General features: G+C 36.2%; 20 protein-coding genes and 1 riboswitch. Of the genes, 14 read left to right on the top strand and 6 right to left on the bottom strand.

Annotation, left to right across the window (positions count from 1 at the left end; translation table 11 throughout):
- Positions 1 to 6: 6 nt before the first annotated feature.
- From V7266_RS16775 to V7266_RS16750, 6 genes are all read right to left on the bottom strand, one after another.
- Positions 7 to 420, bottom strand: coding sequence for a MarR family winged helix-turn-helix transcriptional regulator (locus V7266_RS16775; protein ID WP_335469259.1), 414 nt, complete (start codon positions 418 to 420; stop codon positions 7 to 9).
- Between the two features lie 219 nt (positions 421 to 639).
- Positions 640 to 1020 (bottom strand): hypothetical protein, encoded by a 381-nt coding sequence (locus tag V7266_RS16770; RefSeq protein ID WP_335469256.1) that lies wholly within the window; start codon positions 1018 to 1020, stop codon positions 640 to 642.
- A 184-nt stretch (positions 1021 to 1204) separates the two neighbouring features.
- Entirely contained in the window at positions 1205 to 4654 is a 3450-nt protein-coding gene (metH, locus tag V7266_RS16765; RefSeq protein WP_335469254.1) for a methionine synthase, read from the bottom strand.
- Positions 4655 to 4802: 148 nt separating this feature from the next.
- Entirely contained in the window at positions 4803 to 6674 is a 1872-nt protein-coding gene (locus V7266_RS16760; RefSeq protein ID WP_335469252.1) for a bifunctional homocysteine S-methyltransferase/methylenetetrahydrofolate reductase, read from the bottom strand.
- Positions 6671 to 7864, bottom strand: a complete 1194-nt coding sequence (gene metC, locus V7266_RS16755; protein ID WP_335469250.1) for a cystathionine beta-lyase — start codon at positions 7862 to 7864, stop codon at positions 6671 to 6673. Before metC ends, V7266_RS16760 begins: the two co-directional genes overlap by 4 nt.
- The gene (locus V7266_RS16750) at positions 7864 to 8976 is read right to left on the bottom strand and encodes a methionine biosynthesis PLP-dependent protein (protein ID WP_335469248.1); all 1113 of its coding nucleotides are present in this window, start codon (positions 8974 to 8976) and stop codon (positions 7864 to 7866) included. Before V7266_RS16750 ends, metC begins: the two co-directional genes overlap by 1 nt.
- Positions 8977 to 9103: 127 nt before the next feature.
- Positions 9104 to 9217: riboswitch (SAM riboswitch) on the bottom strand.
- Between the two features lie 388 nt (positions 9218 to 9605).
- Between V7266_RS16750 and V7266_RS16745 the strand changes: the two genes are divergently transcribed.
- The 14 genes from V7266_RS16745 to V7266_RS16680 all read left to right on the top strand — a co-directional run bounded on the left by V7266_RS16745 (position 9606) and on the right by V7266_RS16680 (position 24689).
- A complete protein-coding gene (locus V7266_RS16745) occupies positions 9606 to 11546 on the top strand; it encodes a lasso peptide isopeptide bond-forming cyclase (RefSeq protein ID WP_335469247.1) in 1941 nt (646 codons plus the stop codon).
- Positions 11547 to 11560: 14 nt separating this feature from the next.
- A complete protein-coding gene (locus V7266_RS16740) occupies positions 11561 to 11716 on the top strand; it encodes a paeninodin family lasso peptide (RefSeq protein ID WP_335469245.1) in 156 nt (51 codons plus the stop codon).
- 83 nt (positions 11717 to 11799) lie between these two features.
- Positions 11800 to 12726, top strand: coding sequence for an HPr kinase/phosphorylase (locus V7266_RS16735; protein ID WP_335469244.1), 927 nt, complete (start codon positions 11800 to 11802; stop codon positions 12724 to 12726).
- On the top strand, positions 12727 to 13029 hold the full coding sequence (locus tag V7266_RS16730) for a lasso peptide biosynthesis PqqD family chaperone (RefSeq protein ID WP_335469243.1): 303 nt from the start codon (positions 12727 to 12729) through the stop codon (positions 13027 to 13029).
- A gap of 23 nt (positions 13030 to 13052) precedes the next feature.
- A complete protein-coding gene (locus V7266_RS16725; RefSeq protein WP_335469337.1) occupies positions 13053 to 13529 on the top strand; it encodes a lasso peptide biosynthesis B2 protein in 477 nt (158 codons plus the stop codon).
- Positions 13522 to 14712 carry a nucleotidyltransferase domain-containing protein gene (locus V7266_RS16720; RefSeq protein WP_335469241.1) on the top strand — a complete coding sequence of 397 codons (1191 nt, stop codon included), beginning with the start codon at positions 13522 to 13524 and terminating at the stop codon, positions 14710 to 14712. Before V7266_RS16725 ends, V7266_RS16720 begins: the two co-directional genes overlap by 8 nt.
- Before the next feature lie 12 nt (positions 14713 to 14724).
- Positions 14725 to 16524, top strand: a complete 1800-nt coding sequence (locus V7266_RS16715) for an ABC transporter ATP-binding protein (RefSeq protein ID WP_335469238.1) — start codon at positions 14725 to 14727, stop codon at positions 16522 to 16524.
- 178 nt (positions 16525 to 16702) lie between these two features.
- Positions 16703 to 17428 (top strand): YveK family protein, encoded by a 726-nt coding sequence (locus V7266_RS16710; protein WP_335469236.1) that lies wholly within the window; start codon positions 16703 to 16705, stop codon positions 17426 to 17428.
- Entirely contained in the window at positions 17415 to 18071 is a 657-nt protein-coding gene (locus V7266_RS16705) for a CpsD/CapB family tyrosine-protein kinase (RefSeq protein WP_335469235.1), read from the top strand. The genes V7266_RS16710 and V7266_RS16705 overlap by 14 nt, the downstream gene beginning before the upstream one ends.
- Positions 18072 to 18515: 444 nt before the next feature.
- A complete protein-coding gene (locus V7266_RS16700) occupies positions 18516 to 20342 on the top strand; it encodes a polysaccharide biosynthesis protein (protein ID WP_335469233.1) in 1827 nt (608 codons plus the stop codon).
- 89 nt (positions 20343 to 20431) lie between these two features.
- Positions 20432 to 21601: a glycosyltransferase family 4 protein gene (locus tag V7266_RS16695; RefSeq protein ID WP_335469335.1), complete on the top strand. Its 1170-nt coding sequence runs from the start codon at positions 20432 to 20434 to the stop codon at positions 21599 to 21601.
- Positions 21564 to 22631, top strand: coding sequence for a glycosyltransferase (locus V7266_RS16690; RefSeq protein ID WP_335469232.1), 1068 nt, complete (start codon positions 21564 to 21566; stop codon positions 22629 to 22631). Before V7266_RS16695 ends, V7266_RS16690 begins: the two co-directional genes overlap by 38 nt.
- A 47-nt stretch (positions 22632 to 22678) precedes the next feature.
- Positions 22679 to 23761 (top strand): glycosyltransferase family 1 protein, encoded by a 1083-nt coding sequence (locus V7266_RS16685; RefSeq protein ID WP_335469231.1) that lies wholly within the window; start codon positions 22679 to 22681, stop codon positions 23759 to 23761.
- Positions 23762 to 23786: 25 nt separating this feature from the next.
- A complete protein-coding gene (locus V7266_RS16680; protein ID WP_335469228.1) occupies positions 23787 to 24689 on the top strand; it encodes a glycosyltransferase family 2 protein in 903 nt (300 codons plus the stop codon).
- Positions 24690 to 24759: the final 70 nt, after the last annotated feature.

Raw genomic sequence — 24759 nt, 5'->3', positions numbered from 1 at the left:
CTCTATTTATAAAATTTGCTGTAGCCAGCTTTTTTGCAGTTTTAGAAATTGTTCTCGTGATTCGATAGGGAAGTCTCTCATTAGTTCATGATTGACCGAGTTAACAATATGCTCCCATTTTGGATATTCCTGATTGGCCAATTCTGTTAGTTGGACATGCTTTTCTCGTTTGTCTCTCCCGGGAACTTGAGTTACATATCCTTGTTTAACTAAACGTTGGATGGTTCTCGTCATCGGCGGCGCTTCAACAAATAGGTAATCACAAAGTTCTTTTTGTGTTAGCGATCCTTTATTTTTTAGAACATAGATAACGGCCCACTGGGCACTGTATAATCCTGTTGGTTTTAGTGCTTCATTGAGTCTATTGGTGAGTTGTCTTGAAAGCTGATGAAGTGTATGGAATAATTCGTGGGTTGACATGATTCGCTCCAATTTGTTTATAATTAGTTACCTAGGTAACTATAGTTGAAAAGCGAAATTCTGTCAAGGAAGAACGTGAATTTGTGCGGAAATGAGGATAAGCTTGGTGGATGGATGCTACAGGGCGGAATAAACACAAAAGCCGGCGGAATCCACCAACATAAAAATCCTCATAAAAAAAATCCGCAGACAAAAATCCCGCGGACTAAATCATAAATATCAGTTACAATACCATTTTTTCCAAATTTCAGCGGAGTCTAGGCAGCCATCATCATTTCCCCAACTGCCTTTATTATCCTGACACTCATCATGATCTCCTCCTCCGCCAGAACTTCCCCCATTACACCACTTCAAAAAACTCTCCCACCAATCATCTTCATTTCTATTATCATAGTTGTTTTTTTCGAGACTATAATATTGGGAATCATTTTTATAACTATCATTTTTAAAGATAGTGAGTAGATAAGAAAGTGAAAATGTTTGGGAAAATCCGCTACTAGAATTCGATTGTGTAGAATATGTAGAGGCATATGTAGAAGTAGGGATCATTAAAGTACTAACAACAATCAAGACGAGGGTAAAACTAATTATTGCCTTCAAAACTCATTACCACCTCCTTTATAGTAAAATATCATCGTAAGTTCTCAATAAAATATAAAAAACGTTTCCTATTAAGAATAATAGTACATTTATATGAGCTTGTAAATCAGTTTAGATTATTTTTTAGGTCAATGGTCATAGTAAAAAGGGTATCCCACCTTATACTTGGGATACCCTTAAAACATTACCTATTCACATTAAAATATCTAGCCTCAGGATGCGCAAAAACAATCGCTGATACCGATGCTTCAGGCTCCATCATGCAGCCTTCCGTTAACTCAATTCCAATTTCCTCCGGTTGAATCAACTTAAACAACTTCTTCTGATCCTCTAACTCCGGACATGCCGGATAACCAAATGAGAACCGCTGCCCTTGATATTTCGCCGTAAAACGATCTTGCATCGTGAAATCAAGCGGATCCGGGAAGCCCCAGCGGTCACGCATCTGACGGTGAATCAACTCAGCAAAACCTTCAGCAGACTCCAGCGCCAATGATTGCAGGGCATGACTTTCAAGGAAACGTCCTTCTGCCTTAAACTCATCTGCCTTTTGACGTATCCCTCTTCCAGCAGTTACCGTAAAGAAGCCAACATAATCCATCACACCACTGTCAACTGACTTTAAAAAGTCTGCTAAACAAAGGAATGGTGCTGAATCCTGACGTGGGAAATCAAAGGTTTCAATAATGGTAGTCTGATTTTCAGGATCATAGATATATACCTTATTACCGTCCGATTGGGCCGGGAAAAATTGATATGCTGCCGCAGGTGTAATCCAGTTATTTGCACTGGCCTCTGCTAACAATTGATCAACAGTTCCTTTAATTTTTAAGGCTTTTTCATCCTTCTCTGCAAGCAGCTTAGAAAGTTTTCCTTTCAAACCAAGATGATGCCCGATTAACATTTGCATATTGATATACGGCTCAATATGAGAAAGAGAATAAGATCTTAAAATATGCCTTTTGGTGTCCATCGGCTTAAAGACAGGTACTTCTGTTGACACCGCCGGTTTTACTTTTACCGCAACAGCACTAGCTGCACGGGTTGGTAATTCCCTTGGAATCTCCAATGCTGCCAACTTTTCTGCTTTATCATCAAGCAGCTTTTGATACTCTTCCGGTGACTGCAATTGATTGGCAAGCGATAGACCGTTCATTGCATCCTTTGCATAAAGAACAAGTCCATCATATTCCTTTGCAATCCTTGTATCGGTGAACTTACGAGAAAGGGCAGCACCACCAACAAGAATTGGCACAGAAATTCCAGCTTCCTTCATGTCTTGAGCTGTTAACACCATTTGCTGCGCAGACTTTACTAGTAGACCTGATAATCCGACCATATCCGGCTTCTCTTCACGAATCGCTTGCACCAAATCTGTTGGAGTAACCTTTATCCCTAAGTCAACCACATTATAGCCGTTATTACTTAGTATGATGTCTACGAGGTTTTTACCGATATCGTGAACATCACCTTTAACCGTTGCTAAGATAACTTTCCCCTTAGAGGCAGACACATCACCTTTTTCCATATGAGGCTCTAGGAAGGAAACAGAGGCTTTCATAACCTCAGCACTTTGCAGAACCTCCGCCACAATTAACTGGTTATCATTAAACAGGCGGCCAACTTCTTTCATGCCGTCCATTAATGGACCGTTAATAATATCTAATGGAGCAGGGTAGGAGGCAAGCGCCAGTTCTAAATCAGGAAGCAAACCTTCTTTTGTTCCTTCAATCACATAGTAAGCAAGTCTTTCCTCTAGTGTCATATTAGGAATGGTTGTTTTTGCTTCCTTCTTTTTCCCGCGGTAAAACTCGGTAAATGTAGCTAATGTTTCATCCGTTGTATCAAATAACAAAGCCTCTGCTAATTGCACTTCATCCTTTGAAATCGAAGCAAAGCGCTCCAGCTTTTCCGTATTCACAATCGCATAATCCAAGCCAGCCTGCGTACAATGGTAGAGGAAGACCGAATTCAGTACCTCGCGTCCAACAGGAGGAAGACCAAAGGAAACGTTACTAATTCCAAGGATGGTCTGTACTTCCGGCATAGCTTCCTTAATCATCCTAATTCCTTCTACGGTTGCTTTAGCTGAGCCAATATATTGTTCATCACCTGTACCAACTGGGAACACAAGCGGATCAAAGATGAGGTCCTGAGGCTTAAGTCCATACTTATGAACTAATAGGTCATGAGAACGTTTGGCAATCTCCAATTTCCGCTCTGCTGAAACTCCCATTCCCTCTTCATCAATCGTCCCCACCACGACAGCCGCACCATAACGGTGAATTAAAGGAACAATCGCTTCAAAGCGTTCCTCACCATCTTCAAGGTTGATGGAATTGATAATGGCCTTACCTTGAGAATACTTAAGTGCCCTTTCGATAACCTTTTCATCAGTGGAATCAATAACAAGCGGAACTTTTACCTTTTTAACGACTTCTTTAATAAAATTCTCCATATCGGCCATCTCATCACGATCAGGGTCGGCAAGACAGATATCAATAACATGCGCACCGCCCTTTACCTGAGCGCGGGCAATTTCTGACGCTTCTTCAAATTTGCCTTCCGTAATTAATCGTTTGAACTTACGAGAGCCGATAACGTTTGTACGTTCCCCAACCATTATAGGTCTTAAAGTAGGATCATCGTAAATAAATGGATCAATACCGGAAACCATGTGAGTATTGGATGATTGGAACGGACGTGGCTGATATTGTTTCATGGCTTCAGCAATCACCTTGATATGTTCCGGTGTTGTGCCACAGCAGCCGCCGACTATATTCAACCAGCCATGTGCGGCAAAGTCAGACAATTTTTTCGCCAGTATTTCTGGTGTTTCGTGATAGTGACCATCTTCATCAGGCAAGCCGGCATTCGGATAACAACTGACAGCCGTTGTAGACAAACCTGCAAGTGAACGAATATGATCCTGCATGAATTCAGGACCGGTCGCACAGTTAAGACCGACCGCGATAGGATTCATATGTTCCACTGAAATAAAGAACGATTCAATCGTTTGTCCAGCCAGGGTTGTCCCCATTGGTTCAATGGTTCCTGAAATAAAGAGCGGCAGGGTTTTACCCGTTTTTGAAAAAGCACTTTGAATCCCGACAAAACCTGCTTTTACATTCAATAAATCCTGACTCGTTTCAAGTAAAAGTAAATCAACACCGCCGTCGATTAAACCAATCGCCTGCTCTTCATAAGTAGCAGAGAGAGCATCAAAGGTGGTTCCGCCGGTAACACTTAAAGTTTTAGTCGTCGGACCCATGGACCCTGCGACATAACGCGGCCACTCATCAGTCGAAATGCTCATTGCTTCCCTGACAGCAAGCATCGCGGCGATTTTATTAATCTCATAAGCTTTAAATCCAAGTTCATATTCATCTAAAACAAGGCTGGTTGCACCAAATGTATTCGTTTCAATGATATCTGCACCGGCCTCTAGGTATTCACGATGAATACGAGAAATAACCGAAGGAGCCGTTAGAACGAGGTGTTCATTACAGCCTTCATACTGCTCACCGCCAAAATCCTCTGCTGTAAGATCGGCTTGCTGCAGCATCGTACCCATTGCACCGTCCATGACTAAGATGCGCTTTTTAAGTTGTTCAGAAAATGGTGTTTTCGGCATAGCTGTCCCCCCTAATCGTACTAAAACTGTTTATTAGTTCTTCTTCATGAATTGTCCAGCCCCTGCGCTCAGCAGCTAGTGTACTAGCCCTGGGCGCCCTATGATAAGTCAACATCGGTTCACTTTCGCTCTCCGTGTTTCCTTTATCTCAGTTGGAGCTTTCTAGTCCATACGCAGCTAAACGGGTGCCTCCGCTTTTCTCACTCGCTCGCTGGTTTGAATAAGCAGCGAGTTCAGCTGTTAATTCAAACCTTAAGAATGGTGTAATTAAATAAATTCCATTAAATAAATCTAATGCTGTATCAATGAGTGACTTGGTAATTGCAACGCCTTCTCTGGCAGCCTGAAGCGGATTGTCATTTAAGAGAGCCATTCGGTCCCGAATGGAATCGGCAATTTTAATTCCAGGTACTTCATTGTGAAGAAACTCTGCGTTTTTGCTGCTTGTTAACGGCATTAAGCCAATGTATATCGGTGTATCAAGATGTTTCGTATTTTCATAGACTTCAATCAATTTCTCCTCAGAGAATACTGGCTGTGAAATGAAATAATCCGCACCGTATTGAATCTTTTTCTCCAAACGCTTCACGGCTTTCTCGACAGAGCGGACATTAGGATTAAAGGCTGCGGCAACACTAAAAGCCGTTTTTTGACCTAAGTCTTTACCTGAATAGGACAAGCCTTCGTTCATCTGTTTAATCATTTGGATCAGTTCGAATGACGACACATCATAAACAGAAGAAGCACCTGGGAAATCACCCACTCTTGCAGGGTCTCCCGTTATAGCTAAGATATCATTCATTCCAAGCGTGTGAAGTCCCATTAAGTGGGACTGAAGTCCGATAATATTGCGGTCACGGCAGGCAAGATGAATCAGAGGCCGCATGCCTAATTCACTTTTTAAAAGATAGCCTAAGGATTCATTGGAAATCCGCACTGTAGCCAGTGAATTATCCGCTAGCGTGATCGAATCTATTCCAGCTTCTTTAAGTGCCTTTGCTCCTTCGAAAAACTTAGTTGTATCCAGTTTTCGAGGAGGATCTAATTCGACAATAACCGATGGTCGTTCTTTCACGATTTCCTGCAGGGGAGTGTATTCCCTTTTAGGAGCAGTTTCGACAATAATCGGCTTTTGTTTCAATTTTACAACTTTTTCAGTCACAGGGATACTATTCTTTAATTCAGATGCATACGCGCGAATATGGTCTGGTGTTGTACCGCAGCAGCCGCCAAGCAAGTGCACGCCTTCGTTTCTAAAGCGTTGCGCCGATTTCTGGAAATAATCGGCATCGCCTTCATAATGAAACTTTCCGTCTGTGTAGGTTGGAAGACTTGCATTTGGAAAAGCAGATAGGAAAGCATGCTTCGGAATCTCAACCTGTTCCAATGCCAATAACATATGGTGCGGGCCTAACCGGCAGTTAAGGCCGACGACATCGGCGCCAAGGCCTTCCAGTCTTTTTAAAGCATCATTGACTGGTGTTCTATCCTGTAAAAATCCAGGGTCCTGAAGGGAAACCTGAGCAATAATCGGCAGCTTTGTTTCCTTCCGAGCAATTGTTAGGACGGTTTCGAGCTCTTCTAAATCGTAAAAGGTTTCGAATAACAGCCCATCAACACCTTCAAGCAAAAGGCAATATAACTGCTCACGGAAGCTTCGTTTTAATTCTTCGATTGTAATCGAACTTGTTTTAATCCCGCGGTTGCCGCCAATCGTTCCGAGAACATAAGCATTCGATTGAGCGGCTTTTTTTGCATTTCGGACAGCAGCGCTGTTGATTTCCTTAACCGAGTCTTCTAATCCATACCGCTGCAGCTTTAAATAGTTGGCTGCATACGTATGGGTTTGAATGACATCTGCCCCGGCATCAATATAGGCCCGATGAATGTTTTGAATCTGCTCTGCTTGAGATAAATTGAGTTCTTCTGAACATGTATCCACTCCAAATGAATAAAGCAGTGTGCCCATGGCACCATCGCCTATTAAAATTTGGTTTTTTAATTTGTCTAAAAAGGTCATGATGATTCTCCTCGATGTAACACTAAATGTTGCGCACGAACCTCCTCAAGGGCCTGAGAAAAATCCTTAATCAAATCATCTGGATTTTCTAATCCAACTGATAAACGGACAAGACCATCTGTGATTCCACGCTGCAGTCGGTCCTCTTTAGACATAGCAGCATGAGACATTTTTGCAGGATAGGAAAGGATAGATTCAACCGCGCCTAAACTAACCGCAAAAACAGGAATTTCCACATTCGCAACAAAGGTACGAAGGGCATCCTCTGTAGCTAATTCAAAGGATAAAACGGCACCCGGACCATCGGCTTGATCTTTCTGAATCTGATATTGCGGATGGCTTTCGAGCCCTGGATAATGAACCTTCTCCACAAGAGGATGTGCATCTAAAAATTCTGCGATTTTGATCGCTGATTTTTGTGATTGTTCCAAACGAACAGACAATGTCTTGATTCCTCGTAAAACAAGCCATGCATCTTGAACACCTAAAATCGCTCCAAAACTATTTTGTAAGAATCCTAGTCTTTTAGCTAACTCTTCATCTTTGACAACAGCAAGACCCGCGACAACATCACTATGGCCTGCTAAGAATTTTGTTGCACTATGCAGGACAACATCTGCACCAAGTGCCAATGGCTTTTGGTGGTAAGGAGTAAGGAACGTATTATCAACAAATGTCAACGCACCGATTTCTTTAGCAATCTCGCTAATCGCTCTAATATCTGTAACTTTCATTAAAGGATTTGATGGTGTTTCCACATAAAATGCCTTTGTATTCGGCTGAATCGCTTCTTTTACTTCCTCTAAATTGGTCATATCGACAAAGGTATGTTCAATCCCAAGTCTCGAAAGAACTTGAGTGACCATTCGGAATGTACCGCCATACACATCCTCGGTAATCACAATATGGTCGCCAGAGGATAGAAGAAGGAAGGCAGTTGAAATAGCTGCCATCCCTGATGCAAAAGCAAATCCTTTCACTCCGCCCTCAAGTTCTGCGATCACATCTTCCAGTGCTTCGCGAGTCGGATTTAAACTGCGGCCATAATCGTACTTACCGAACGAATCAAAGTCAGATTGGTGGAAGGTAGAGGCATGCTGAATGGGAACACTAACCGCCCCTGTTACTGGATCAATTTTATGCTTGTTGTGAAGCAGTCTGGTTTCAAAACTATATTCTTCGTGTGCCATTATGCAATTACCCCTTCCTGTACCTTAGCAAAAGCGTTTTGTAAATCTTCAATAATGTCTTGTGAATCTTCAATTCCAATCGAGAAACGTAATAAACGATTGCAAACGCCAGCTTGAATGCGAATCTCTTCTGGAATATCCATATGTGTTTGCGTTGCTGGATAAGTAATGAAGCTTTCCGTTCCGCCAAGGCTTTCTGCAAAACTGATTAAATTTAAATTCTGTAAAAATGGATTCACCCATGCTTCGTCCTTAATTCTAAAGGAAACCATCCCGCCGCGTCCTGGGTAGAGAACATCTGTTACAGCATCATGCTGTGAAAAGAATTCTACGATGGCCTTTGCATTCTTTTCATGTCGTTCCATTCTTAATGACAATGTTTTCATTCCGCGCATTAATAGCCAAGAATCAAACGGACTTAACACGGCTCCGGCACCGTTATGGTGGAAGGCCAATGCTTCACAAATTTCTTTACCTTTTGCCACAACAAGGCCGGCTAGAACATCATTATGACCACCAAGGTATTTCGTTGCACTGTGGATGACAATATCCGCACCAAGGCTGATTGGCTGCTGTAAAAGCGGCGTATAGAATGTATTGTCCACGATTAACAACAGGCCATGTTCTTTTGCAATCTTTGAAATCGCTGCAATATCCGATTCCTGCATAAGCGGATTAGTAGGTGTTTCTAGGAAAATCGCCTTTGTTTTTGCTGTGATTTTCTTTTCCACTTCTTCCGGACAACAGGTATTTACATATTGAGTCGTTAAGCCCCATTTTTTATAGCCTTTTTCTAATAGGCGATAAGTACCGCCATATAAATCTTCACTAACGATCCATTCGTCCCCAGATTCAAATAGTGCAAGAATAAGCTGGATAGCAGCCATACCAGAGCTGCAGGCAAATCCTTGATCAGCACCTTCTAAATCAGCGATTGTTTTTTCAAGGAGCTGGCGTGTTGGGTTCCCTGTTCGAGTATAGTCAAACCCTGTTGATTGCCCGATTCCTTCATGGCGAAAGGCTGTTGAAAAGTATACAGGTGGGTTTACGGTTCCAGTTGTTGTTTCACTGCGGTTGCCGATTTGGGCAAGTTTCGTATCGATTTTGTACATAACGCACACTCCTTGAAATAAATGTTTATAGTTTCGCATTAACGCGATTAGGTAATAAAGCTTTTTGATAAATAAAAAAAGTCTTCTTATAAGAAGAAGACTTTTGTAGGCAGCACATTTGTCATTCTTCTTATCTTGCAAATTAGTAAATTTGCAGGACTTAGCACCTTTTCAATGAGAAAAAACATTGAAGGTTGCTGAGGCGTCGCAGGGCCCTTCCCTCAACCTCTCTTGATAAGAAAACAATTATTTAGATTATTTATAAAATTTACTACAAATTTCGTGTTATGTCAATTTGTTTTTTTATAATAACTATATCAATGAAGAAACTGGGCGAAAAATCTTTTTAACAAATTATATAAAAAGTTAATGGAAAAGTTGTTGACAGTGGTAGTTTGTGGATTTATGATAGGGTTATAAGTTGTTCTTAATAAAGAACCGATATAGGTATTATGAAATATAAAATAGTAGTTGGAATACATAACGTTGATAAAATTATACCATAGTTTCGGGAAATTAAATTAAAATAAATTTCTTTTAGTTTACTATGGAATAGATGTTCTATTTAGTGAACTTACATTTCAAGAAAAGGATAGTAAAACTGATGAAATGTATGGCAGGAGGAAAAGATGAGCGCTATAGCCGGAATATATCATTTAAACGATGAACCAATCAATCTAGAGCACGGAAAACGGATGATGAAAGAAATAGAAAAATATCCGGCGGATGATATTCAAACTTGGCATAATGACAAAGTCTTTCTTGGCTGCCATGCTCAATGGATCACACCCGAGTCTTTAGGGGAAATACTTCCCTATTACGATCGGGAACGGAAGTTAGCTATTACTGCCGACGCGATTATTGATAATCGTGAGGAGTTGTTTGAAAGACTACAGATTAATAGAAGAAATAGAAAAAGTATTTCTGATAGTGAACTAATCTTGCTTTCCTATCACAAGTGGGGAGAGGACACTCCAAAATATTTAATTGGCGATTTTTCTTTTATGATTTGGGATGAAAAGAACCGAAAACTTTTTGGTGCAAGAGATTTTTCCGGGGGGAGAACGCTCTACTTCCATCGAAATCAAAAATATTTTGCATTTTGCACTATTATGAAACCACTGCTTCACTTACCCAAAATTGAAAAAAAAATAAATGAACAATGGCTAGCAGAATATTTGGCCATTGTTGGAATGATCGATGTAGTTGATGTTTCTAAAACTGTTATTAAATCGATAGAACAAGTTCCACCATCACATTCTATTTCAGTTGTGAATGGGAAAGTTACACTGAAGCAATACATTATATTATCTTTTGATCAGGAATTAAGTCTCAAGTCAAACTCTGAATACGTAGAAGCTTTTCAAGAAGTATATCAAGAGGCAGTTAGATCAAGGTTGAGAACCTTTCGTCAGGTTGGGGCTCAATTAAGCGGAGGACTTGATTCTGGATCAATCGTTAGTTTTGCTTCACATGTCCTAAAAAATGAAGGTAAGCAACTACAGACTTTTAGTTATATCCCTCCAAAGAATTTTGAAGATTTTACACCTAGCCATCTTATGCCTAATGAGACTCCTTTTATAAAAGAAATTATAAATCATGTAGGGAATATAAAAGGACATTTTTTAGACTTTGAAGGAAGAGATTCTTTTTCAGAGATTGACGATTTTCTGTCAATAATGGAAATGCCATATAAATTTTTCGAAAACTCTTTTTGGTTAAAAGGGATGTTTGAGAAAGCTCAAGAGGAAAATGTAGGTGTTTTATTAAATGGTGGAAGAGGAAATCTAACTATTTCCTGGGGGACTGCTATAGATTATTACGCTGTATTATTAAAAAAAATGAAATGGGTACGACTAATCCAAGAATTACAGCAGTATAGCAAAAATATAGGCGGAAGTAGATATGGACTATTACCGCTTATAACTAGAGAAGCATTTCCAATAATTGATCGTTTATTACAATCTAACTCAACTTATCAATTTCCGAGTTTAATAAATACTTCCTTTGCTAAAAAGACCGGTGTCTTTGATAAGTTAAAAAAGTTCGGAATTGATGAATCTGGATGGTTTTCTTCAGCAAATATATATGAACAAAGAAGAAGACATTTTGAAGATGTTTTTCATTGGAATCCAAGTAATACACTTGCAACTAAATTATCTTTAAACTATTCACTTTGGAAACGGGACCCAACAAATGATCTGAGAGTGGTTCGTTTTTGTTTGTCTCTTCCAGAGAGTCAATACGTCCAGAATGGAATGGACCGTGCTTTGGTAAGAAGAGCAACGGAAAATTTATTACCAGATCAGATTAGGCTGAATCAACGTATTCGGGGGGTTCAAGGGGCCGATTGGGTACATCGAATGAAACCGGTGTGGATGCATTTTAAAGAAGAGTTGGGGTATTTAAGTAAAGATAAAACCATACTAGAATTTTTAAACGGTCAAGTAATAGAAAATGCATTAAAGAAGATTAATGGGGATGTACGGTCTGAGTTAGCTATTGATCCAGGTATTAAAATTCTAATGAGAAGTTTAATAGTCTATCGATTTATCAAGAAATTCACTTGAAAGGAGGTGTTACTATGAAAAAGGAATGGAATCAGCCTGTATTAGAAGTACTTGATGTAAAAATGACAATGGCTTCAACTGTTTGGGGACCATATACTGACGAAGCATATGTACCGGGGAAGGCAGTAGATCCAAAAGATCCAGGGACTTGGAGACGTTTTACTAGTTAATTAAAAAAGTAGTTAAAAGCCCTTATACTGCGAAGCGGGTATAAGGGCTTTTAAAAATCATGGATAGTTCTGGAGTGAAAAAGATGTTAAAAACTAAGGAAAAAATAGTTTATAAGGCTTTTGGATATAAAATAGTTAGCGATATTAGTTTTCCTGAACTTCCTGTAGTTGGTGAAAGTACAGAGAAACAAGATATTCAAATAGAATTTGGTGATTTTACTAAACATAAAAAAGAACTAGAGAATAATCCATATTTTCATGCTGTTCTTGATAATCAAGTCTTGTTCTATGTGCCTGACGTTGCCTTTTTTTCAATCCAGGAGGGTTCCAAAATATTATTTTCACCCAAACACAATGTTGAAGAGGATTTGCTCCGGCTATATCTTCTTGGAACATGCATGGGTGTTATTTTAATGCAAAGAAACATACTTCCACTTCATGGTAGTGCTATAGAGATAGATGGAAAGGCATATGCTTTTATAGGTGAATCCGGAGCAGGGAAATCCACGCTTGCTTCCGCATTTATGAAACGAGGATTCTCTTTGGTTAGTGATGATATAATCCCTGTTTCTTTTGAAAATTCCATACCATTTGTAATTCCCTCTTATCCTCAGCAAAAATTATGGCAGGAAAGCTTGGACCATTTAGGGATGGATTCAACAAAGTTAAAACCTATTTATGAACGGGAAACAAAATTTAATGTACCAGTTCAAACTAAATTTACAGGTCGTCCCTTACAACTAGCTGGAATCTTCGAATTATCAAAGCAAAACTTAGGAGAAGTTAATCTTTTAAAAATTGGAAAATTACAAAGTTTAAAAACTTTGTTTGCACATACATACAGGAATTTTTTGATTCCTCGTTTAGGGATATTAGACTGGCATTTTATAATTTCAACTAGAATTATTAATGATTTGAATATATTTAGGCTTCAGCGTCCAATGAATGGATACACTGCTAATGATTTGGTTTCGTTGGTTTTAGGAACTATTAACAAGGAGGATAAATAAATGACTACGACTAAAAGTGTCTCCATCAATAGTGAAATATCACAAAGTCCTGGAAACATTGTAAGTGATATGGACGGAGAAAAAGTGATGCTAAGTATTAATAATGGAAAGTACTATAATTTAGGAGAGATTGGTGGAGTTATCTGGGAGCAATTAGAACAACCTATCTTGGTTTCTGATATAATTTCCAAATTAATTTCTTTATATGATGTAAGCCAAAGGGAGTGTGAAGAACAAGTAAAATCATTTTTAGATCACTTAAATAAGGAAAAATTAATTATAATAGATGGCTCTGATTTATAAATCATAAGATAAAGGGTTAGTTGATTGTGAATAAAATAAAATTGTTTTTTTCGTTAGATATTTATTCAAAATTATTACTAATTGAAGCGTTATTATTCTTGGCATGGGCTAGGGTTTTAAAAAGCAAATCATTTGCAAAGGTAGCACCAAAACTTGGTGAACAAATGGTTGAATCTACTTATACTTGTGATGAGTCGAATGTAAAAATACTTAGACAGATATCTCAGGCTATTCAAATCATGAGCAGATATACTTTTTGGGAAAGTATGTGTCTTGTCAAGGCGATTGCTGGATTAATAATGCTTGAACGAAGAAATATTGAAAGCACGCTATACTTAGGTACTGCAAAAGATGAAAATGGTAACTTAATAGCACATGCTTGGCTGCGGAGTGGGCCATATTATATAACAGGTTTTGAAGAGATGGGAAAATTTAGCGTTGTCAGCAAATTTGCAAAAAGACTGGGAAAAGAACAAGAAGAAGGAGAAAAATATGAATAAGAATCCCTCTCTTAATTTATCACGTATCCCTGAGGAACTTAAACTTATTTTAGATATTATCAAGGCGGGTAAGGAGATTAATCCCCAGTTAAATAATCAATGGATTACAAAAACCATAGACTGGAATCTTTTTCTGCAATTAGCGATTCACCACCGTGTACATCCCTTATTGTATTCCTATTTTAAAAAGGTAGATACTTACAATCTTATTCCTTCTTTTGTAATCCAAGAATTATCCCAAATGTTTAAGATAAATACTTTTCAAATGCTCCAATTAAGGGCGGAAATGGATGAGGTTGGTGATTTATTATCACGAAATGTTATTCCCCTCCTTTTCTTAAAAGGACCTGTTTTAGCTACGGAGCTTTATGGAGATTTATCCCTTCGAACTTCATGTGATTTGGATCTTCTAGTACCCATAGAAGATTTAGAAAGAACGGAAAAACTTCTTTTTCAAATGGGGTACGAAAAAGATGACTATATACAAACAATATTAGGTGATTGGAAATGGAGACATCACCATTTAACATATCATAACCCAATAAAAAATATTAAAGTGGAAGTTCATTGGAGATTAAATCCAGGACCAGGTAAAGAGCCTAGTTTTAATGAATTATGGAAAAGAAAAAGGAATATCAGAGCATTTTCAAAGCCACTTTATTATCTAGGAAATGAAGATTTACTATTCTTTTTAATTACACATGGTGCGCGCCATGGATGGTCCCGTCTAAGATGGTTAATTGATATTGACCGAATCATAGAAAAGGATTTTAGTTGGGATAAGAGTATTCAATTACTGGATAAATACGGATATGTTCACGTAGGAGGGCAGGCTGTAAATTTATCCATGGAACTATTAGGTACTAAAATACCTTCGGAATTTAAACAAATAGTATTAGCCGGTAAATCTAGAAGACTGTCACAAGAAGCAATTTATTATATAGAAAAGATGGTTGAGCTACATTCTGGTACAGTTCCGGAAGACATTGCAAAATATCATAAACGTCATTTGTTATCACTTATGTCCAATCATCAAAAATTTCTATTTATAATTAGTTGTTTATATCCATATCCGACAGATCAAGAGACATTGCCATTACCAAAAAATCTTCATTTTTTATATTTTCCATTACGTCCGTTTTTGTGGGTTTGGAGGAAAACTAAAAGCCATGTATTAACATAGGAGGATATTGAAATGAAACAGATATTGTACTTTACAAAACAAATCCAAACTTTTACGGGACGAATTTTGTACTTTAACCTTATAGGTATGGTTCTAATAAGTTTATTTGAAGGTATTGGTGTAATTTTATTAATTCCTTTAATTAATTTATCTGGAATTTTTAATGTAAATTCTAATTCATCCTCAGTACTTTCTAAGGTCTCTGAACTTTTTCACTATCTTCCTAAAACATATAGTTTAATACTTATTTTTGTATTTTATTTCTTTTTAATATTATGTCAAAGCTTCTTTCAAAGACAGCAAACCATTTTAAATGTAAAAATTCAACAAGGGTTTATTCGTCATTTAAGAGAACAAACCTATAAGTTGTTGCTTCAAGCAAATTGGTCTCTTTTTCTTAATAAGAGAAAATCGGATCTAATTAATTTAATGACAACCGAAATTTCAAGAGTAAGTCTAGGAACAAATATGTTTTTACAATTCTTAACATCTTTGGTATTTACATTTGTACAATTAGGGATTGCCTTCTGGATGTCTCCAAAGATGACGCTATTTGTCATGGGGTTCGGTGCTGTAATTATCTTTTTTTTACGGAAATTCGTTAATAAGTCTAGTGAATTAGGAAATGAAACATACAATCTAACTAAATTATTTTTAGCTGGTGTTACAGATCACTTTAATGGTATTAAAGACATAAAGAGTAATATGCTTGAACAGACGCATATTTCTTGGTTTATTTCAATAAATCGGCGAATGGAACAAAATATTATAGATCTGGCAAAATTAAACACAATTTCTCAACTAATATACAAAATAGTCTCGGCTTTCCTGATAGTCGTATTTATGTTCTTTTCAATTAAAATGTTTAAGGCGCAGCCTGCGCAGTTAATTCTAATAATAATGATATTTTCAAGACTTTGGCCACGGTTTAGTGGTATACAAGCAAACTTAGAACAGTTAGGGTCAATAGCACCTTCGTTCAAAGCCTTAATAGACTTACAAGGACAATGTTATGTTTTAAAAGAATTTAATGAAGAGGATATTCTTAAAGTAAAACCTTTGTCTATTATACATGGTATACATTTGGGAAATGTATATTTTCGTTATAATAAAAACGAACCCTCTTATGCATTAAAAAACATAAATTTAACAATTCCGGCCAATAAAATGACAGCTATAGTCGGGCAATCCGGCGCTGGAAAAAGTACATTAATTGATTTAATTATGGGTCTAAATACGCCTGAAAGCGGCGAAGTTTTACTAGATGGAATGAACTTGGCAGGTCAAAATTTATTATCACTCAGGAAATCAATTAGTTATGTTCCCCAAGATCCGTTTTTGTTTAATGCTACAATTCGTGATAATTTGTTAATTATCGATCAAGATGCCAGCGAACAACAGTTATGGGAGGCATTAGAGTTTGCTGCAGCTGACGATTTTGTAAGAAAATTGCCTAACGGACTTGATAGTCTCATTGGTGATAGGGGCATTAAACTTTCAGGAGGGGAAAGACAAAGACTGGTACTTGCCAGAGCAATATTACGAAGACCGTCCATTCTTATCTTAGATGAGGCGACTAGTGCATTAGATACGGAGAATGAATCAAAGATTCAAGAGGCTATTGAGAAACTTAGAGGAGCTATGACTGTTATAGTTATTGCGCATAGACTTTCTACCATTCGAAATGCTGATCAAGTAATCGTGTTAGAACAGGGAGAAATCATTCAACAAGGGAAATTTAAGCAACTTGCTAGTGAAACAAGGGGATTGTTTAGTAAATTACTAAAAAAGCAAATGGGGGTAAGTGTTTAATTGCCGTTTCATAATTTTTACCATTCATGCTTATTCACAAAGTAGATTTTGTTATTGACATGTTCTAAATAAAGAACTAATATAATAAATATAGTTCTAGTAAGTATATTTTTTTGTTATATTGTTCATTATGTAGAACGAATAATATTTGTGAATGTCTTAAAATAAAGGTGGTTTAATGGAAAGCTTAAATCGAAGTAATGGTAGAAAGAAGTCAAAGGAAATTAATTTAAAAGAGTTATTCTCTGTTCTCAAAAGGCACTTTTGGATAATTGCATTGGTTACAATTCTAACCGGTATGTTAGGTTATATTTTAAATAATACCACCGTTACCCCATTATATTCATCTTCTTCTAGAATTATCATTGGGGCAGATGAAGAATCAAGGAAAACCCTACAAGTTATTATTAGAGATTCAGTAATATTAGAAAAAGTCATAAATGAGCTCGGACTTAACACAACAACTGAGGCCTTGGCAGGACAAATTACTGTTGCGAGTGTGGATTCTTCCCAAGTTGTGAGTATCAGTGTGGTTAATCCTGATCCAATACAAGCAGCTAAAATTGCCAATACCACTGCTCAAATATTTAAGGACGAAGTACCAAATATAATTGGTCAGGACTATGTTCGACTTTTATCCAAGGCTAAGGAAATTCCAGTTCCAATTAATCAAAAAAACAATAATAAGTTATACATTGGAGTAATTGGAGGTCTTGTTATTGGACTTGGTTTATCCTTTTTATTAGAGTCTTATGATGATAGAATCCGACCTGATAATGATATTGAAAACTTACTAGGTCTTCCCTTATTAGGAAGGGTTCCAAAAGTAACCAAAAGAAATGTAAAAAAGAGAACTATGAAATTTCAGTTAGAATCTAGGGGTGAGAATGTTGGTCATAAATAAAATTCGACGATTGCTGTCAGTAGAGAAAAGAATAATTATTGCCTATACTCATCCTGATTCTATGATTTCTGAACAATTCAGAATGATACAAACGAATATTAAATTTATCATGTCTGAGCAAAATAGTCGTACTATTTTAATTACTTCTTCAGGAGATGGTGAGGGAAAATCAACACTTGCGACAAACCTTGCTGTTTCATTAGCACAGCAGAAGAAAAAAGTCCTTCTAATAGATGCGAATATAAGAAGACCTGCTTTACATTCTTTCTTTAACACTTCTAATTCCATTGGTTTAACGGATGTTCTTACGGGAAGATTATCTTTTTCAGAGGCTGTTTTTCATACTGAGGTTTGGAGATTGGATTTGCTACCGAGTGGAGTAGTTCCTTTTAATCCAGTTGAGTTAATCGGTTCACAGCGGATGCAAGAGCTCCTCAAAAAAGTAGAACAAAGCTATGAAGTTATTATTATTGATTCCAATTCAGTTCTTGAAGTAACAGATACTAAGCTTCTTGCAAGTCAATGTGATGGGGTTATCCTTGTAACTCAAAATGGAAAAACTAAATTAGAAAAAGCTACAGAAGCGAAGAAAGTGCTTGATTTTGCGAAAGCCAAAATTATAGGAGTAGTTTTGAATCGATAGTTGTCCTGTAAGGATAAAATTTTTTAAATAATTTGTTCGTTATAAGAAACGAAATGAAGTTTTAACATTAGTTATACTTTTGGAGATGTCTACTTTCCTATATCAATGGAGGCACTCGGTCATACTGTGGGTGAAAGGCCTTAGACGCTGGTCGTCAAGAGTGTGATGTGAGGAAGGGTTAGATGCCCTATTTTTTACAAAAAATGTTTAATTATGTGTTCTTTATCAAGAATATATAATTAAAGATTTTTAAAAGGAAGTGATTTTCTGAAGGATAATCATCTTTATCCAAAATGTATAAAAAAGGCAGTGAGATATATTAAACAAGATGCATCTAGAGAGAAGTTAGATGAAATAAAGAAATTGATTGGCGTTGCAATCAGAATCAGATCGAAAACAATGAATTAGGGGGTTCTTTATTTTTCTAATTCAAGGGGGGCTTATATGTCTTATCAACAGCGATTATCCTTATTTATACTTATAGATTCTTGCATAGTATTAACTGCTATATTTATAAGCTGCTTTTTAGTTAATGGAACTATTCAGGTTGTAACCTTTCCAGTTTCATTAAGCTGTATTGTTATTTTACTCGGACACTTTACATTATCATTTAAGTTTCATTTGTATAAAAAAGCCTGGGAATATGCCAGTGTTGGAGAATTGTTAAGTATCTTAAAGATTGTAACAATCGCAGTATTGCTTGCAGCGTTTTTCCAGCAGCTAATCGTTCAAGAAATATTCGTTCGTTTACTGGCCGTAACGTGGTTACTTAACATGTCCATCATTGGAGGATCTCGTTTTTGCTGGCGAATGCTCAGAGATTCACGCCTAAATAAAATTGATAATAAAAAAAGAACGCTAATAGTTGGGGCGGGTTCGGCCGGAACTATGGTTGCAAGGCAATTATTACAAAATAATCAAGCAGACTTATTACCAGTGGCATTTATTGACGATGATTATAAAAAGCATAGACTTGACATATTAGGAATCCCGGTTGTTGGAAGTATTGATAATATCGAAAAGGCAGTTATTGATTATGAAATTGCTAATATAGTGATTGCCATACCATCATTGAGAAAAAAAGAGTTGAATACTATTTTTCTTGAATGTGCGAAGACAAAAGCAAAAACACAAATACTACCTATGTTAGAAGATTTAATGACAGGTAAAATTTCTGTTAGTCAGTTTAGAGATGTGCAGGTAGAGGATTTACTGGGAAGGGAACCTGTTGAATTAGATATAAATAGCATATCTGATAATATCACTAATAAAGTTGTTTTAGTCACTGGTGCTGGAGGATCTATTGGATCAGAAATCTGTAGACAAGTAGTGAACTTTAATCCTAAAACACTTATTTTATTAGGGCATGGTGAAAATAGCATCTATTCCATTGAAATGGAACTAAACGAAACAAGTAAAAATTCTAAAATTGAATTTGTTCCGGTAATTGCTGATATACAGGATGAAAAGAAATTGATATCAGTTGTGGGTAAATACCAACCCGATATTGTTTACCATGCAGCTGCTCATAAACATGTTCCTTTGATGGAAGCAAATCCAGAAGAGGCTGTTAAAAATAACATCATTGGAACAATGAATATAGCAAAAGCTGCGAGTTGGAATGGTGTGAAAACCTTTGTAATGATTTCAACGGATAAAGCTGTAAACCCGACCAGTGTAATGGGTGCCGCAAAAAAGTTAGCCGAAATGATCATCCAACATATGGATCAACAAAGTGAAACTAAATTTGTAGCCGTACGTTTCGGGAATGTATTGGGCAGTAGAGGAAGTGTAATACCTCTATTTAAAAAGCAAATTGAAAACGGGGGACCTGTGACTGTTACCCACCCTGATATGATCCGTTACTTTATGACGATTCCAGAAGCATCAAGATTAGTACTTCAAGCAGGAGCACTAGCAAATGGAGGAGAAATTTTCGTATTAGACATGGGTGAACCAGTAAGAATAGTAGATTTAGCAAAAAACCTTATTAAACTCTCTGGTAATTCAATTGAGGAAATTGGGATTGAATTTTCCGGTATAAGACCAGGCGAAAAATTATTTGAAGAATTACTAAAAGAGGATGAGGTTCATGAGCAGCAAATTTATCCAAAGATTTATATTGGGAAAACTACTGAACTATTAATAAAAGAAATTGAGGAAATAATTTTAACACACTCAAATTTGGGAAAAGAAGAAATTAGGGCCAGACTGATTGAAATTGCTAATCATAAAGTAATCACGAAACCAAAAATAACAGTTCCGGTTTAAAGGCGTCTTCAAAATAAACGTAAGAATGGCTATTATTCCGGGGGCAGCAAAAAAAATGAGATTTCTTAGTTAAAAAAGGATGGAAGTTAATAATGAAAAAAAAAGTTCTTTTCTGTGCCACCGTGGATTATCATTTTCAAGCGTTTCATTTACCGTACCTAAAATGGTTCAAAGATCAAGGATGGGAAGTGCACGTTGCTGCTGCAGGATCATTAAAACTTCCTTTCGTAGATAAAAAGTTTAATATCCCCGTTCAAAGATCACCTTTTCAAAAAATGAATATAGAGGCTTATAAGGAACTAAAAAAAATAATTAATAAAAATCATTACAATATTATTCATTGTCATACACCTATGGGTGGAGTACTAACACGCTTAGCTGCAAGGAAAGTAAGAAAAAAGGGAACGAAGGTAATTTATACAGCACACGGTTTTCATTTTTGTAAAGGAGCGCCATTTATAAACTGGCTTCTTTATTATCCTATTGAAAAAGTCCTGTCTTCGGTCACAGATTGCCTGATTACTATTAATAAAGAAGATTACTTGTTGGCAAAAACTCATCGTTTTAAGGCAAAATCAATTAAACATGTCCATGGTGTCGGGGTTAATATTGAAGAATATAAACCGGTAGAACAGTCAGAGAAATTTAGTTTAAGGGAGTCATTAGGCTATAGGCCTAATGATTTTTTAATGTTTTACGCTGCTGAATTTAATAAGAACAAAAATCAAGAATTACTAATTGAATCTTTGGCTCTTATAAAAGATGAAGTACAAAATGTAAGACTTTTATTAGCAGGTGAAGGGACGTTATTAAATAAATGTAAGGAGATTGCTAGAAAATTAGATGTTAGTGACAACATAGATTTTCTTGGGTATAGGAAAGATATTGGAAATCTGCTGAAAATAAGTGATATATCTGTTGCATCTAGTTTAAGAGAAGGTCTTCCAGTAAATATAATGGAAGCAATGTCCAGCGGCTTGCCAGTCATAGCAACTATAAATAGAGGGCACTCCGAGCTAATTGACAATGAACAAAATGGATATGTGATACCTACTAACGATTCTAATAGTTTTGCCTTAAGAATCCTAGAAGTATATAAATCAAAAGTACTTTGCAAGAAATTTGGCTTAGCAGGAGTGAATAAAATGAAGAATTATTCAATATCAAGAGTAATTCTCGAGTTAAAAGATATCTACTCAGTTTATATGGGGGAGGACACCAATGAGACCCAAAGTAAGTATAATCGTTCCTATATATAATATGGAAATGTATTTGAGTAGGTGCCTAGAAAGTCTGTTAGCTCAAACATTATATAATATAGAAATTATTGTCATTAACGACGGTTCAAATGACTTGAGCATAAAAATTCTTAGAGAATTTGAATTAAAAGATGCTCGTATTAAAGTAATTGATAGGCCCAATGATGGTGTTTCCTCTGCGAGAAATGAAGGAATTCGGATTGCAACAGGTGAATACATAGGTTTTGTTGATCCTGACGATTGGATAAATCCAATAATGTATGAGGAAATGTACAATAATGCGATTACCGAAAATACTGATATTGTAATGTGTTCATATATCCGTGAGTTTGGTAGTCATTCAAAAATAAAAGATTTTAATCTTCCTAATAAGGTCCGGTATATAAATGAGGATGTAAAAATTAACATAATGAGACGCTTAATTGGGCCAATTAATCATGAAATAGCAAATCCGGAATTTTTGGACGCATGGGGTACTGTTTGGTCAAAGTTGTATCGGACAAATTTAATCGTAGAAAATAACATTAAATTTTTGGATCTAGAAAAGATTGGTACCAATGAAGATACCTTATTTAATATTGAAGCTTCTTATTATGCTAAGTCCTTTTTATTTATTAATAGCCCTTTTTATCATTATTGGCGTGCCAATAGTACTTCGGTTACTTCTAGGTTCAAACCAAAGTTAATCAACCAATGGATGTATCTTTTTGGTTACATTGAAGATTTTTTGAAAGATAAAAATATGAATAATGATTACTATTTAGCATTAAATAATCGGATCTGTTTAAATACACTGGGACTTGGATTAAATACAATCACTAAAGATAATGATTCTTCTGGTTTTGAAAAAATTAGAAGGATTAGGATGTTTTTAAAAGAGAAACGAATAAAGCACTCTTTTAAAGAATTTGATTTATCACAGCTACCAATTATCTGGAGAGTATTTTATTTTTGCGCAAAAAATCGTTTTGCTACTGGTTTTTATTTTATGTTAATTTGTATTGAATTTCTTAGAAAAGTTATTAGATAGGGGTATGTGGTTTGAAACCTATTAGAATTCTTCAGGTGGTCACGATCATGAATCGTGGTGGCCTTGAAACCATGTTAATGAATTATTATAGGCAACTGAATAAAAAGAAAGTACAATTTGATTTTATTGTACATCGTCAAGAGGAAGGTCACTATGATAAAGAGATAAGAGAGCTAGGTGGTAAGATTTATCGTATGCCTCAAATTAAGCCAGGTAATTATCGTCTATATTTTAAACTTCTTGATGAGTTCTTTAAACAACATTTGGAATATAAAGTGGTGCATTCTCATATTAACGAGAATAGTAGCTTTGTTTTAAGAGCTGCTAAGAATGCAGGAATACCTTGTCGAATCGCCCACTCCCATTTAAGTGATTTGGGAATAGATATAAAACTCCCATTTCGATTATATGCTAGGTATCTTATGAAAAATAATCCAACTCATTATTTCGCTTGTTCTGAGAAGGCAGGTCAATGGCTTTTCGGAAATAAAATAGCAAATTCAACAGAAATAAAAGTACTTAACAATGCAGTTAATGTTAATGAATTTAAATATAACGAAACGGTTAGAAGTAGTTTAAGAAAAGAGTTTGGAATTGAAAACAAATTAGTTATTGGACATATCGGAAGATTTAATAAACAAAAAAATCATGAATATCTCTTAGATGTTTTTAAAGCCGTCCTTCAACAAAGGCAAGATGTTACATTACTTTTGGTTGGAGATGGTCAATTACGTCCGCAAATAGAAAAAAAGATCGTCAACCTAGGCTTATCATCTCATGTTAAGTTGTTAGGTGTTAGAACTGACATTCCAAATTTAATGCAAGCTATGGATTTATTTCTTTTTCCTTCCCTCTTTGAAGGTCTACCAGTTGTCTTAGTTGAAGCGCAGGCTGCAGGATTAAAATGTGTTGTATCAGATTCAATTACATTAGAAAGTGATGTAACAGGAAGAGTGGAGTACGTCAGTTTAAATAGGTCACCTGAGCAGTGGGCAACAATTATTCTAAATTCTACATATGATCATGTTGATACTTCAGAATTGTTGAAGAATAATGGTTATGATTCTACAACCATGGCTAAATGGCTAACAAGTTATTATAAGGATTACTATTTGGTGGGAAATAAATAATTCTAAATCAATGGAGGTGAATGAAATGCCTGCAATGCTTACAGTGTTTACTCCCACTTATAATCGAGCATATACCCTTCATCTTTGTTATGAAAGTCTTAAAAGACAAACGTGTAAAGATTTTATATGGTTGATTATTGACGACGGTTCAACAGATACCACGAAAGAACTAGTTACAGAATGGATGAAGGAAAAGATTGTGCCAATTCGCTATCATTTTCAGGAAAACTTAGGTATGCATGGTGCCCATAACACAGCATATGAACTGATTGAAACTGAACTGAATGTTTGTATTGATTCAGATGATTATATGCCAGATGATGCTGTTGAAAAAATAATTACTCTTTGGAAAAAATTTGGTAGTGGAAAATACGCAGGATTAGTGGGTCTAGATGCAAGTCCGGAAGGAAAAGTAATTGGTACAAGGATGCCAGAAAAATTAAAAGAATCCACCTTATCGAACTTATATGCAAAGCACAATGTAAAGGGAGATAAAAAACTTGTTTATCGGTCGGACTTAACTCGAAAGATACCACCTTATCCTATCTTTCCCGGTGAGAAGTATTGCCCACTAAGTTATAAATACATTCTTATTGATCAAGAATATCCATTACTAACAATAAATGAAGTTCTCTGTATTGTAGAGTATTTACCAGATGGATCAAGCATGAATATTATCAATCAATATAAAAAAAATCCAAATGGTTTTTCCTTTTTTAGAAAAGTGGCTATGAGATATGCCCCTTCATTTAGGGAAAGATTTAGAGAATCTATTCACTATGTGTCAAGTAATTTGATGATAAGGAATTCTAAATATTTGTTAGAGTCTCCAAATAAAATAATTACATTTTTTGCAACTCCTTTTGGTATTGCATTATATTTGTATATTTCAAGGACTGGGAAAACCACAGTTTTAAAAAGCGGTTAGAGTTAGAATTTGATTAGTGAAAGGATTAACCACTATGGCATTATTATGGATTAATCTTATTGTTGTATAT

The organism is Neobacillus drentensis (assembly GCF_036965645.1).
Classification (GTDB): Bacteria; Bacillota; Bacilli; order Bacillales; family Cytobacillaceae; genus Neobacillus; species Neobacillus drentensis_D.
The sequence above is the reverse complement of the archived record's forward strand: the minus strand, read 5'-3'. Positions and strand labels throughout refer to the sequence as shown.